Source organism: Ancylomarina euxina, from assembly GCF_003863355.1.
Lineage (GTDB): Bacteria > Bacteroidota > Bacteroidia > Bacteroidales > Marinifilaceae > Ancylomarina > Ancylomarina euxinus.
Genome location: NZ_QQWG01000010.1, coordinates 128412 through 141482, shown reverse-complemented (window position 1 = coordinate 141482; position 13071 = coordinate 128412). Strand labels below are relative to the sequence as shown.

Here is a 13071-nt window from a genome sequence, read left to right as displayed (position 1 = left end):
TCGTGTCCTATCTGATTTACCCTATGGGATTACGGTTGAATTTTGGGCGTTCCCAATCTATGGCTCGGTTACCCTTCCCATTTGAGCCTTATATCAGATTTCTGTTCGTTAGAACATCGACTTTGCTAATGGCTTCCTTCAGATTTGTAGTCACCTACAACACCCTTGCCAATCGCTAGTACTTCCTATCAACTCGGCGTACACAGGAACTTACATCCTGCTAGTATATCACCATGCCCGACATACCAAAAAAAGGGACAGCTCTTTCGAGCTGTCCCTTACCATATAATTAAAAATTCGTTGTCTATTCGAATTCTGCCATTGTTTTCTTGATAATCTCAATCGCTTCGCGAAGTTGAGTTTCGTTAATTGTCAATGGAGGAGCAAAACGAATGATATGTCCGTGAGTTGGCTTAGCTAACATACCGTTATCGCGAAGACGCATACACACATCCCAAGCAGTTTTACCACCTTTAGGCTTAATAACAATGGCATTAAGAAGACCTTTTCCACGCACAAGCTCAATCATGTCTGATTTCACAGTTGATAATTCTTTGCGGAAAATTTGCCCCATAGCCTCAGCATTCTCAGCCAATTTTTCTTCTTTCACAACTTCAAGAGCTGCCATTGCAACCTCACAAGCAATTGGATTACCACCAAAAGTAGAACCGTGTTCACCTGGCTTAATACAAAGCATAATATCATCATCAGCTAATACTGCAGATACTGGAACAACACCACCCGAAATTGCTTTTCCAAGAATCAATACGTCTGGACGAACACCTTCGTGATCAACAGCTAATAACTTACCTGTACGAGCGATACCGGTTTGTACCTCATCAGCAACAAATAAAACGTTATTTGCTTTACACAAATCGAAAGCTTTCTTCAAGAAACCGTCCTCTGGCACATAAACACCAGCCTCACCTTGAATAGGCTCAACCAGGAATGCACATACGTTTGGATCTTTCAACTCTTTTGCCAATGCCTCAACATCATTGTAAGGAATCACAACAAAACCTGGTGTGAATGGTCCGAATCCTTTATATGAATCTGGATCAGTAGACATAGAGATGATTGTAATAGTACGTCCATGGAAGTTACCATCACAAACAATGATCTTAGCCTCGTTGTCTGGAATACCTTTTACATCGTAACCCCAACGACGAACAAGCTTAAGAGCTGTTTCGTCAGCCTCGGCGCCTGTGTTCATTGGTAATACTTTATCGTATCCGAAATACTTAGTTACGTATTCCTCATATTTTCCTAAATTGTTACTATAGAATGCACGTGAAGTCAGAGTCAATTTCTGAGCCTGATCAACCATTGCCTTAATGATTTTTGGATGACAGTGTCCTTGATTTACTGCCGAATAAGCTGAAAGAAAATCGAAATATTGCTTTCCATCAGTATCCCATACATATACGCCTTCTCCTCTTTCAAGCACTACTGGAAGTGGGTGATAATTGTGAGCTCCAAATTGAGACTCTTTTTCCATGTAGGCTGCTGCGGTCATTTTTGTTGTAGTGGTCATAAAATAAACATTTATAAGGTTTGCTAATTTTAGGTTTAATTATTTTTAATTTTGGTGAGCACAATTTTGTCATTTTTTTTTAGATAACAAATACTTCTTCATAATTTCTTCATGTTAATCAGCATCTTTTAAAATACTCTGCAAAGCCTTTATTTACAACAAGACTTCAAAAGTTTAACAGTAAATTTACAGAAACATTATGCTTCATCCATTATCCACAGTTCATTCCCTTTTTTAATAAAAAAATAGTAAGAAAATTTACTGTTAATTATTTTTTCTTTAAACAGGGTTCTATTTTTTTCCAAAAGGTGAAAATCAAATATTAAAAAAAAATAGAGCTAAACGCTCTATTTTATTTGTGACAATAAGCCTTTCAGAATAATTTCCGATTAATTCCAGAAATAGGATGCATCGTACTCTATTACCCCAAACTGTTCCATTATTTCGTCAACTTCTTCCTTATAGGTCTTGTTATCGTGATGATTTTTCTGATTTTGAATGAATCTTGTGACAACATCAATCTGGAAATGACTCACCGAAAATGCCCCATACCCATCCTGCCAATCAAAATCCCTATTAATTTTACCAATGGATCTGATCCATTTTACAGATTTCTTTTTGAGCTCATTTACAACAGAGGCCAAAGAATGATCTTTAGATAAACTAAATAGAATATGCACATGATCAGACACTGAATTAATCGTTAGAATAGGACAATTGTATTTCCGTAAAACTTCAGCAAGGCAGGCATACAGCTTTAATTCCCATATTTCCTGAATATAAGGCTTACTATCCTTGGTACTAAATGTTAAATGCACATAGAGTTGTGATATAGACTGTCCCATGAGCTTAGTTTTGATAAATATTAAAATAGAAGAAAGCCTAATTATACATTTAAAATCAAGCTCTTACACAATTTAATCAATTGTAAATGAATATACAAAAGCTCTTGACCAATAAAATTGAAATCCCTAATCATAATTCTAAGGATCTGTTGTATCTTAGCCTCTTCTATACTAACATCTAGGATTTTTAGAATGCACAAAATCGTTTCTCTCTATATTACACTAATCCTCATAGGCATGTGTCCAACGCTAAAAGCTCAAAATAGGGCTAGCATAAAGGGGACAATTAAAAATGAACATGGTCAGGCCATTTATGGTGTACATATTATTAACAAAGCGAATTCACAAGCTACCGTTTCAAACAAAGAAGGCAAGTACCTGATTCATTATGAGCCCAATAAAAAACTAACATTGCAATTCTCCCATATTGCCTATCAGACTTTTGAGAAATCATTCATTCTAAAATCAGGACAAACAGAGGTTTACAATCTGACTCTAAAAGAGAAACGCCAGGGGCTGAATGAGGTTGATATTAAAGCTCAAATTAAGTTGCAGAATAAGGGAATCTATTTGCAGACCAAGGAAATTGATAAAATAGCTTCAGCTGGTGGAGAAAGCATAGAGAATCTATTAAAGACTCTACCTGGTGTGAGTTCCAACAACGAACTTAGCTCCCAATATAATGTTAGAGGTGGCAATTTTGATGAAAATCTGATTTATATTAATGACATTGAAGTTTATCGTCCAAGTCTTATTCGTTCTAGTCAGCAAGAGGGCCTAAGCGTTATTAATCCGGATTTAGTTTCTTCGGTTCTCTTTTCAGCTGGTGGTTTCGATGCCAAATATGGTGATAAGCTCTCATCGGTATTGGATATTAAGTACAAAATGCCCTCTCAGTTTGAAGCATCAGCCGATGTGAGCCTACTGGGGACAAGTGCTCATATTGCCAATGCCAGTAAAAATGGGAAACTGTCCTATCTTGCAGGATTTCGATATAAAACCACTCGCTACCTATTGGCCTCTTTAGATACCGAAGGTGATTACAACCCCAAGTATAAAGACTTTCAGACCTTAGTAAACTATACATTTAACCCCAAATGGAGTCTTCACCTATGGGCAAATATTAGCCAAAACAAATATGGGTTTAAGCCTAAGGATAGAGAAACCAATTTTGGGACAATTAGTGATGCACTTCAGTTAAAAATGTACTTTGATGGTCAGGAAAAGGACGAATACATTAGCAATATGGAAGCTATTACTCTAAAGTATTGCCCTAATAGTAAAAGCTTGTTTCAACTAATCACTAACCGATACGCCACCACCGAAAAAGAACGATTCGATATTCAAGCACAATATTACCTTCAGGATTTATTTATGAGCCAAGGAGGTGATCAGGGTGAAATACTGGAAAACCTGGGTATCGGAACCTATCTCGATCATGCCAATAATAAGCTGGAACGAAATGTGAAAAGCATCAAGCTAAAAGCAGATCATCAGTTTGGCAATTTACATCTACAGTGGGGTGTGAAAGCCCTACACGAAAAGGTTGATGATAGAATAAACGAATGGCAATATCAAGATTCTGCGGGCTACTCAGTTCCATTTTCTGATTCAGAAACAGGTCTGGCCTACTCCCGTCAGGCTGTAAATCGCATTAAGGGAACTCACCTTAGTGGATACTCGCAAGGGAATTACAAGTTTAACAGTCGTGCTGGCGATTTTCAAATAACAGCAGGTCTTCGCTACCATCACTGGACCTACAGCAAAAATTACTTTCTCTCACCACGCTTTTCGTTGAACTTTATACCCAATTGGGAAAAGAAAATGAAATTTCGATTAGCAATCGGTAATTATCAACAAATGCCATCCTATAGAGAGAGTTTGAGAATCGATGGAAGTATTAGTTCCAAGCTTAATATTCAAGAGGCCTGGCATTATACACTTGCCCACGAGTATTTATTCAAGATTAGAGAACGTGATTTCCGTTTATCTTCAGAATTCTATTATAAAGATTTAAAATCGCTCATCCCCTACGATATTGAGAATGTGCGCTTGCGATATTATGGCGATCAGAAAGCTAAAGGCTATGCTGCAGGACTAGAATTTCGTTTGAACTGGGAATATGTGCCTGATACAGAATCATGGATTAGCCTCTCGTTGATGAAAACACGTGAAGATATTTTGGGTGACAATATGGGTTTTATTGCCCGTCCAAGCGATCAACGTTTTAATTTCTCCATGTTCTTTCAAGATTATATGCCGGGTAATCCGACATACAAAATGCACCTGACACTAATATATGCAGGAGGCTTACCTGTTTGGGCTCCTAAACAAGGCAAGCAAGGGCCAAACTTTAATATGCCGCATTACAAAAGAGCCGATCTGGGATTCTCTAAGGAACTTCTTGACAGCAATAATGCAAACAATAAAGGTTTACTTAAGCATTTCAAATCGATGTGGATTGGTCTCGAAATATTTAATTTATTCGATATTAACAATACGGTTTCCTACCTTTGGATCAGCGATATTCGTGGAAACCAATATGCTATACCCAACTACCTGACGGCTCGTAAATTGAACCTGAAGTTGAGTGCAAAATTCTAAACGAATCTAATATTTAAGCGTTTATATGCCTTTACATTTCCAAAATCCAAATATACTATGGGGACTGATCGGTTTGATTATTCCCATCATTATTCATCTATTCAATTTTAAGCGTTTCAAGCCGATCTATTTTAGTAACCTGAAATTTCTGAAGAATATTACCGCAGAAAACAAGAACCGATCGAAGATAAAAAACTGGCTATTACTCCTAACTCGTTTATTAGCATTTGCCTGTATAATGATTACTTTTGCTCAGCCATTTATTCCCAATAAAAACACAGTCCTTACAGATAAAAGCCAAAAGAATACCGCTCAAATATATGTAGATAATTCTTTTAGTATGAATGCTGAAACTGAAAAAGGAATTGCACTTGAAATTGCTAAAGCAAAGGCTATAGAGCTTGTTAATTCTTTTTCGGAAGATATTCAAATTAGAATTATTGATAATGACAGTAAAAATAAGTTGCCCTTTCTTAATAAAGAGCGCGCTATAACACAACTACAAGAGATACAACCAACATCAGCAAGTAAAGCTTTTTCTCAAGTTTTGAAAGAATCGTCCATTGCAGGATCGTCTTCGAACAATAAAATTTACCTCTTTTCAGATTTCCAGAAATATCAGGCTGATTTCGATAAAATGCTTCTAGATAGCAACCTAAACATTAGCTTAATGCCCTTATCTACGCAAAGTAGAAACAACCTATATATCGATTCTTGTTGGTTTGAAAATTCAGCCCATAAAGTGAATCAAAACGAAGAACTTAAAATTCGAATTTACAATTCATCTAATAAGGGCTTCCGCAAAATCCCAATCAAACTGTATATCAACGATAGTTTAAAATCTATTTCAAATTTCGACATTGAAGCTAGAGAAAGTAAAGAGCTAAACTTGAGATACAAAAATCATAAATCAGGTATTTACTCAGGAAAAATTGAAATAAGTGATTATCCAATTACCTACGATAATAAACTTTACTTTTCTTATAAGATTGAGAAACGTGCTGAAATCATAAGCATTAACGAGGAAAACGAGAATCGTTACATCAGTCAATTGTTCTCTGATGAGCAATATTTTACACTTACAAACATTAACAAATCACAATTTCACCAGGAAGATCTAAGTAAAACCAAGCTTATTATTTTGAACCAGCTTTCGGGAATGCAAAGTGGTTTTAGACAAAAAATCTCACACTATTTAAACCAAGGTGGTCAGGTATTAGTTCTACCTGAAGACGATAATAATGATTCAAACAACGAACTTTTGAGCGAATTAGGTTCAGCCCGGTTTATGCAAGTTGATAGCCTTACGAAAACTGTTGCTCATATAGAACTCAATGCTGAGATTTATAAACAGGTGTTTGAGAAACTAAAGGAAGATGCGCGTTTACCTCAAATCTATCGCCATTTTAAATTGAGCGAACCCCAAGGACAAATCTGTATTCCACTTTGGAAAAGCAAATCAGGAGAAAGCCTTTTTTCTCAAACTAAAATAGGCCAAGGCAAGCTCTATATTTCTAGTTTTAAGTTCGATCCCAAATGGACCAATGCCATTAAACACCCGTTATTTGTGCCAAGTTTAATTAATATTGCGATGAATAATAAAAGCCATTCACCACTCTATTACCAGTTAAACTCAAATGAATACGCTATAGTAAATGGTTTAAAACAGAATCGTGAAAAAGCGGTATATCATATCGAAAATAAGACGTTGGGCATTGATTTAATTCCCGAGCAAACGACACATTTCGATAAGGGGCTAATACTAAATGCTCATGGACAAATTAAGGAAGCTGGGAATTATTTCATCAGGCAATCCGGACAAATTCTATCAGGCATTTCCTTCAATTACGCTCGTCAGGAATCTAATTTGAATTTCTACTCCTTGGGAGAAATCAATGATTTACTAGCAAAATATCAGCTTAACTATAACTTATTCGATTTAGAAAGTATAAACATGAAAAGCATGATACTGGAGCAAAAGGAGGGGAAATCCTTTTGGAAGTTGTTTCTGGTTTTGGCTTTCACATTCCTATTATTGGAATTACTCGTGCAAAAACTAAGGTTTTTCTAACAAAATAAGGAGATATAAAAAAGAGGAAAAATGCAGATCACATTGATTCCTCTTTTCTCGGCTACTTAGTCAATATTTTAATGTTGGCAAACATGATCTTCTCCATGACCTGCACAAGTGGTCCCTGAATCCTTAACTTGCTCTTGCAAATAGGCTTCAACGAGTTGGCGTACATCTCCTGAACAACCACGGTACACTTGAATCCCAGCTTGTGAGATTTTATTGACAGCTCCCTGCCCCATATTTCCTGCAAGCATTACCTTAACACCCATTTCAGCAAGCTGATTGGCTATATTTGATTTACATCCACATCCCTGTGGTGATGCCATTAATTCGATACTACTGATTTTATTATCAGCAGTCAGTTCTGCAATCGAAAAATATTCGCAATGTCCAAAATGCGAATCGACCTGATTGTCTTTAGTTGGAATAGCTATCTTCATTTGTATCTTTTTTTTATTATTCAAGCCCCATTAACTTAAGAATATCAACGAGCTTGTTGTTGTTTTCGTTTAGAATAATAAACTGCAGACCTTTTGCTTTGGCATGCTGTTGCAATTTCAATCCTAGCTCAAAAGCGACCAAAGAATCTACGGCATTATCTTTACACAGCAGAGTTAGAATCTTAGGTCCAACTCCTTTTTCATCTTCAGAAAAAGGGTTCTCGATAAAATAAAAGGTATGATCCTCACGGTTTATCAAGGCGAAAAAAGGACTTCTTGCAAATTTCAAAGAAAGCTTTGCCTCCTTTTTATCGCTCATTACGGGAATTGCTGCTATCATTTTTCTTCCTCCACTTTTAAAATATCAGTACTTAAACATAAAGCACAAGTCATCACTTCATTTCCATCAGGATTAGAAAAATGCGATTTACATTTATTGCATTGATACCAATGCTCGTCGTAAACGATTTTACCGCCTCCAATACGAATAGGATGTGCCTCAATAAGTGCCTGAGCTATTTTTTTACGCGCACGATCATAAATTCGAGTCAAACTTGGACGTGAAATCTCCATAATTTTCGAAGCTTCCATCTGAGACAAATTCTCATAATCCAGTAAGCGAATGACTTCAAACTCTTCGATATTCAAATTGATTGCCTTCGAAGGCTTTGCATAATAACCCTGAGGGTTAAAACCTTTCACTCGAGGTGGAATCTGAATTTTTGAATTATTTCTTGGTCGTGCCATAAATACAATTTCTATTGCGATACAAATATAATGAACATATGTTCTAAACTATTCTTTTTTACAAAAAAAAAACGATCTCAAATATAAAGATCGTTTTCTAGTCACCTACTAAGGTCATATCATATTTTGATTCTAAATAAGAATCAAAATCAATTAAAAAGGTGGCAAACCTATAAGCCGGGTCCTGTTTTCCTCGAAAGGAACTTCTATCATTTATCTAGGACATATGTCACCATATGTCTCGAGCAACCTACCCCCCGACATCGACCGAGTAAAATCTACAGCTGTCGGTATACTTGGTCTTGCAAGCCATGAGGCACACAGCTACCTATGTCACCATAAGTACTGGTGAGCTCTTACCTCACCTTTTCACCCTTACCCTAATTCCGAAGAAATAAGGCGGTTATTTTCTGTTCCACTACTATAAGCTTACGCCTATCTTCCAGTTAAGAAGCATGGTACTCTGCCTTGCCCGGACTTTCCTCTCTTTCTTGCGAAACAGCGATAGAACGGTTTGCCGCTGCAAAGGTAATTTTTTTTATGAGTATGTGATATTATGTAATCACCTTTCTTATAAAAAAGTCAATGTTTCCAGTCAACACAAGAAACAGAAATCAATTTTACTCCTTTAAACTTTGTCTGATGCCACTTCAACTTCTTATTTACCATCAACATAAAACCACTGCCCTTTTTCAAATCGAAAAAAAGAATCTTCAATCATTTCGTGAATCTTACCGGCTTCGCTATATAGCGCTTTAAACTTTACACGCCCTTGTGTATCGCCGAACTTTCCTTTATGAGTTGAAAGCACTTGTAAACCAAGCCACATAACAGAAGCAGCCCACTGTTTTATTTCGGCACGTTCATTGTTCGGACGAGTTTCAGGTGCATAGGTTCTAAGAATATAATCCACATCTGCTAAAGCAAAGGCTGAATAACGACTTCGCATTAGCTCTTCAGCAGTTTGAGCAACTTGCCTGCCTGAATGAAATGCTCCACAACAATCTTCGTAAGACAGAATCTTTCCACAAAAACAATTCTTCATACTTGTAATAAGGTTAAAGGAAAAAGTTATACTTCGATATTTCGACGAGCTCAATACAGCGCTTCGCTCAGCAAGCCTATAGAATAAAATTTATTTAAAATCCTTAAAGAAAACATCCAGCTTGTCGAAGTCTTGTTCTCCAATTAGAGTAAGAAATCTCGCAAAACTCGGAGCAACTGTTTTAATCTTATCCTTAATCTTAAACATAGCATTGAACTCTGTGATAAATTCAGCTCGCATATCAAAAGTGCTTACCAATGTTTCATAGAATAATTTGAAAAGGTTCTTTTCATTTTGCAGAAGTTCATCATCAAGAGAAATAACCTTTAATAAGTTATTCAATAATTCAACATCCTTATATTCGATAGCAACAGCAAGTCCCTTTGTGTAATGAGCAAACAAGAGCTGTAAAGATTCTTTATCGTTATATGCAGGAATTGGTACAGGCGTAAAGTTAACATCCTTATATTCCGCAAGCGCTTTTTCTTTCTCACCTACACTCATCAAAACAAAAGCCTTCACATTCGACAAAGTCAATTGGTAGAACTCGCGATATTGATCAAAAACCAAATCTTTCTCTGCTTGCTCCAAAACGGGTAAAGCTTCTGAAAGAACTTCCGTTAATTTAGCTTTTCCTCTGTTGATAGAAAACTCAGCCGTATATTGCAAAGCCCAATTTAAACCATAAACCCACTTACCAGAGGTTGAACATGAAGAATAACCTTTAGCGTATTCTTTTCCTGCTTCATTCAGCTCACCAAATAAAGCAAATGCTGCTGCACGATGCTGCAGTATTTCTAAAAAGAATCGTGGCTCATCCTTTAAAGCCATATGTGTATGCTCATTTAAAAATTCTCTGATGATCTTTGGATCTTTTTCAGTGATACCTTTATTATAGTGCTCTACAAGGTTTTTGTATATATTTTCTGTTGTCATATGAATATGATTTTTCAATTCTTAATATAGTTATATCTTAATTTTCTGAACAAATACAAGTGAGACCACGCAAAGTATAGCTCCTGCTATAAATGGTATTTGCCAATGCCACATCCACAATAAACCGCCACAAACTGGAATCACCACCGCTGAGATATGATTAATGGTAAAACCAACTGCCATTGAAGGGGCAATATCTTTCTTATCTCCTGTTTTATGAAAATAGGTATTGATTCCCATAGAGAAACCAAAGAATATATGGTCGATAATGTATAAGATCGCAACCACCAAACCATTTTCGATAAAGGCATATCCAAGGAATACGAATATCAAAAAAATGTATTCTAAACTTAGCATTTTTCTCTCACCATAACGGTTTATTCCCTTAGCGATATAGGGAGAAATGAAGTAAGTGATAATATTATTGATGATGAAAAGCAAAGCCACATTTTGAATGCTAAAGTGGTATTTCTGCACCAACATGAAAACGGCAAACACAACAAAAATTTGTCGACGCGCGCCGCTTAAAAAATTCAAGACATAAAATAACCAGTAACGCTTACGCAAAACCATACCTTTATTTTGTGTAGGGATATTTTTATCTTCAGGTTTCCAAAATAGAGCCCAAATGGCCAATAAGACAATCAAAACACCAGCAACAATAAAGTTCATTTGAAGTGAAAAATAATCAGCAAGCAGCAAGATAAAAGCCCCCATTGCAACGTTAGCAACTGCAGCCCAACTCTTTTGTTTCGCAAAAACATAGGGTGCTTGTTCGTAATTAAAATATTGCAAGGTTAAAGACTTATTTGTCGTCTCGAAATAATGAAACCCGACCGACATAATTAAAGTCGTAAAAATCAAACCATAAAAGGAAGGAAAAAAGCCGGTTAAAGCAACACCTACACCTACCAGCAAAACAGAAATTGCAGACAAGCGATGTTCACGTACAAAAAAAAGGACATAAATAACTAATAAAGCTAAAAAGCCTGGAATCTCTCTTACAGACTGGATAACACCCAATTGAAAACCATTAATTCCAACTTCATCAACAGCCAAATTATTAAAAAGCGTACGCCACGCCTGATGTCCTGCAGTAGCCGCTACGACCAAGAGCATAAGATAGGCATACATTTTATTTTGTTTGAGTTCCTTTAGCATAAACCAATTATTAATTAAGGCTGCAAAGTTATAAATAGAAACTTTAATGCACCTGAAAAATTTGTATTTTTACACAGAATCAAAATTACAATTATGAGCCTATTAAATACCATTAAAGACCGCTACTCAGTTCGAGCCTATTTGGATAAAAACGTTGAAGATGAAAAGTTATTGCAAATACTTGAAGCTGGTCAATACGCTCCATCGGCAGTTAATTTTCAGCCCTGGCATTTTATCGTGATTCGTGAGAAAAAAAATCATGCTAAGTTCTCACAAATATACCATCGTGACTGGTTTAATCAGGCACCTGTTTATATTGTAATTTGCTCAGATCACAGTAAGTCATGGAAACGAGCCGAAGATGAGAAGGATCATGCTGATATTGATGCTGCCATTACAACTGACCACATGACTCTTCAAGCAACTGAGCTTGGCTTAGGAACTTGTTGGATTTGCAATTTCCATGTTCAAAAATGTCGTGATTTCTTTGATCTTCCTGATCATATTGAACCTGTTGCAATTCTATCTCTTGGATATCCCGATCATGAGAAACGACCTGTAAAAAAGAGAAACAGTTTAGAGGAAATTGTTCATTGGGAAAAATTTTAAATAAGGATTTTTGATTGAAGACTTATGACTCTTCATTTCAATATTACACGACGATTTAGTAACAATATATGAGTAAGATACCCGTAACAGTCATTACTGGTTTTTTGGGGGCAGGAAAGACCAGTCTCCTAAATCAGCTGATTCAAAATCATAAGGAAAAGAAATTTGTTATCATCGAAAATGAATTTGGTGAAGAGAATATAGATTCAGAATTTGTCGCCAATATTGGAAACGAAGATTTGTTTGAATTGAGCAACGGTTGCATATGCTGTAATTTAAACACAGAACTATTCATGGTTCTTGAAAATTTAATCATAAGCAATCATTCTTTCAATCATTTATTAATCGAAACAACTGGCATTGCTGATCCGGGTAATATTTTAGCTTCCTTTATTTCGGATCCTGGTATTAAAGCTAAATTCGAGCTCGATTCGGTTATTTGCCTGATTGATGCCGCGAATGCTGATCATGATCTTAAAAATGAAGATGTTCTGAATAAGCAAATCGCCGTATCAGATACTCTTATTCTAAACAAAGTAGACCTATCAAATGAAGAGGCAATAAAAAAGCTATGTTCAAAAATCAAGGAAATCAATCCTACAGCAGATATTCATCAAGCTGTCCAATCAAAACTTAATGTTAAATTACTCGATGTTTACGCCTACAATCCGAAGCACATTTATCAGTTTCTTTTCTCTGTAGATGGAATCGGAAGCAATAGTAAAAAGCACGATCACAGCATAGAAAACTATTGCTTTAAAAGTAAACTCGCTTTTAATCAAATGAAATTAGCTAGCTGGCTCGATGCCTTTTTACAATTCAACTCAGATACGATTTATCGTGTGAAAGGTATTCTTAATATTACGGGTGTTGAGAACAAAATTCTTTTACAGTCTGTGCACACACAAATTCAAGCTACTGTAGGAGGAACTTGGGAAGATAGTGAGAGTAGAGAAAGTAAACTGGTGTTTATTGGTAAACATTTAAACACCGAAGTTATTGAGAAAAACCTAATAGAACTTTGCGATTAAATAAAATCCCCAATACAATTAAACCTGTATTGGGGATTTTCACCT

General features: G+C 36.1%; 12 protein-coding genes and 1 other RNA gene. 4 read left to right on the top strand and 9 right to left on the bottom strand.

Features of this window, described 5'->3' with window-relative positions; all coding sequences use genetic code 11:
* Positions 1 to 304: 304 nt before the first annotated feature.
* Positions 305 to 1534, bottom strand: a complete 1230-nt coding sequence (rocD, locus tag DWB61_RS11395; RefSeq protein ID WP_125031034.1) for an ornithine--oxo-acid transaminase — start codon at positions 1532 to 1534, stop codon at positions 305 to 307.
* A gap of 389 nt (positions 1535 to 1923) precedes the next feature.
* Positions 1924 to 2379, bottom strand: a complete 456-nt coding sequence (gene tnpA / locus DWB61_RS11390) for an IS200/IS605 family transposase (protein WP_125031033.1) — start codon at positions 2377 to 2379, stop codon at positions 1924 to 1926.
* Between the two features lie 237 nt (positions 2380 to 2616).
* On the opposite strand from tnpA, the gene DWB61_RS11385 reads away from it, so the two are divergent.
* Positions 2617 to 4983 carry a TonB-dependent receptor gene (locus tag DWB61_RS11385; RefSeq protein ID WP_158614400.1) on the top strand — a complete coding sequence of 789 codons (2367 nt, stop codon included), beginning with the start codon at positions 2617 to 2619 and terminating at the stop codon, positions 4981 to 4983.
* A gap of 25 nt (positions 4984 to 5008) precedes the next feature.
* Positions 5009 to 7054 carry a vWA domain-containing protein gene (locus DWB61_RS11380; RefSeq protein ID WP_125031031.1) on the top strand — a complete coding sequence of 682 codons (2046 nt, stop codon included), beginning with the start codon at positions 5009 to 5011 and terminating at the stop codon, positions 7052 to 7054.
* Positions 7055 to 7131: 77 nt separating this feature from the next.
* On the opposite strand, the gene DWB61_RS11375 is transcribed toward DWB61_RS11380, so the two are convergent.
* The 7 genes from DWB61_RS11375 to DWB61_RS11345 form a co-directional block, all read right to left on the bottom strand.
* Complete coding sequence (locus DWB61_RS11375; protein ID WP_125031030.1) at positions 7132 to 7497, bottom strand: NifB/NifX family molybdenum-iron cluster-binding protein; 366 nt, start codon at positions 7495 to 7497, stop codon at positions 7132 to 7134.
* Positions 7498 to 7513: 16 nt separating this feature from the next.
* The gene (locus tag DWB61_RS11370) at positions 7514 to 7837 is read right to left on the bottom strand and encodes a NifB/NifX family molybdenum-iron cluster-binding protein (protein WP_125031029.1); all 324 of its coding nucleotides are present in this window, start codon (positions 7835 to 7837) and stop codon (positions 7514 to 7516) included.
* Complete coding sequence (locus tag DWB61_RS11365; protein ID WP_125031028.1) at positions 7834 to 8244, bottom strand: DUF134 domain-containing protein; 411 nt, start codon at positions 8242 to 8244, stop codon at positions 7834 to 7836. Before DWB61_RS11365 ends, DWB61_RS11370 begins: the two co-directional genes overlap by 4 nt.
* Positions 8245 to 8401: 157 nt before the next feature.
* Positions 8402 to 8765, bottom strand: an RNA gene (rnpB, locus tag DWB61_RS11360) — RNase P RNA component class A.
* 137 nt (positions 8766 to 8902) lie between these two features.
* The gene (locus DWB61_RS11355; RefSeq protein WP_125031027.1) at positions 8903 to 9289 is read right to left on the bottom strand and encodes a YchJ family protein; all 387 of its coding nucleotides are present in this window, start codon (positions 9287 to 9289) and stop codon (positions 8903 to 8905) included.
* A gap of 90 nt (positions 9290 to 9379) precedes the next feature.
* Entirely contained in the window at positions 9380 to 10225 is an 846-nt protein-coding gene (locus tag DWB61_RS11350; protein ID WP_125031026.1) for a hypothetical protein, read from the bottom strand.
* A 30-nt stretch (positions 10226 to 10255) separates the two neighbouring features.
* The gene (locus DWB61_RS11345) at positions 10256 to 11386 is read right to left on the bottom strand and encodes an MFS transporter (RefSeq protein ID WP_125031025.1); all 1131 of its coding nucleotides are present in this window, start codon (positions 11384 to 11386) and stop codon (positions 10256 to 10258) included.
* Positions 11387 to 11479: 93 nt separating this feature from the next.
* On the opposite strand from DWB61_RS11345, the gene DWB61_RS11340 reads away from it, so the two are divergent.
* Both DWB61_RS11340 and DWB61_RS11335 read left to right on the top strand, forming a co-directional pair.
* Positions 11480 to 11995 (top strand): nitroreductase family protein, encoded by a 516-nt coding sequence (locus DWB61_RS11340; RefSeq protein WP_125031024.1) that lies wholly within the window; start codon positions 11480 to 11482, stop codon positions 11993 to 11995.
* 68 nt (positions 11996 to 12063) lie between these two features.
* Positions 12064 to 13026, top strand: a complete 963-nt coding sequence (locus tag DWB61_RS11335; RefSeq protein ID WP_125031023.1) for a CobW family GTP-binding protein — start codon at positions 12064 to 12066, stop codon at positions 13024 to 13026.
* Positions 13027 to 13071: the final 45 nt, after the last annotated feature.

Bases quoted from the DNA above. Each gene is read 5' to 3' on its own strand.
- DWB61_RS11335 (WP_125031023.1), top strand. From the start codon at position 12,064: ATGAGTAAGATACCCGTAACAGTCATTACTGGTTTTTTGGGGGCAGGA.
- tnpA (WP_125031033.1), bottom strand. From the start codon at position 2,379: ATGGGACAGTCTATATCACAACTCTATGTGCATTTAACATTTAGTACC.
- DWB61_RS11355 (WP_125031027.1), bottom strand. From the start codon at position 9,289: ATGAAGAATTGTTTTTGTGGAAAGATTCTGTCTTACGAAGATTGTTGT.
- DWB61_RS11350 (WP_125031026.1), bottom strand. From the start codon at position 10,225: ATGACAACAGAAAATATATACAAAAACCTTGTAGAGCACTATAATAAA.
- DWB61_RS11370 (WP_125031029.1), bottom strand. From the start codon at position 7,837: ATGATAGCAGCAATTCCCGTAATGAGCGATAAAAAGGAGGCAAAGCTT.
- DWB61_RS11340 (WP_125031024.1), top strand. From the start codon at position 11,480: ATGAGCCTATTAAATACCATTAAAGACCGCTACTCAGTTCGAGCCTAT.
- DWB61_RS11365 (WP_125031028.1), bottom strand. From the start codon at position 8,244: ATGGCACGACCAAGAAATAATTCAAAAATTCAGATTCCACCTCGAGTG.
- DWB61_RS11345 (WP_125031025.1), bottom strand. From the start codon at position 11,386: ATGCTAAAGGAACTCAAACAAAATAAAATGTATGCCTATCTTATGCTC.
- rocD (WP_125031034.1), bottom strand. From the start codon at position 1,534: ATGACCACTACAACAAAAATGACCGCAGCAGCCTACATGGAAAAAGAG.
- DWB61_RS11380 (WP_125031031.1), top strand. From the start codon at position 5,009: ATGCCTTTACATTTCCAAAATCCAAATATACTATGGGGACTGATCGGT.
- DWB61_RS11375 (WP_125031030.1), bottom strand. From the start codon at position 7,497: ATGAAGATAGCTATTCCAACTAAAGACAATCAGGTCGATTCGCATTTT.
- DWB61_RS11385 (WP_158614400.1), top strand. From the start codon at position 2,617: ATGTGTCCAACGCTAAAAGCTCAAAATAGGGCTAGCATAAAGGGGACA.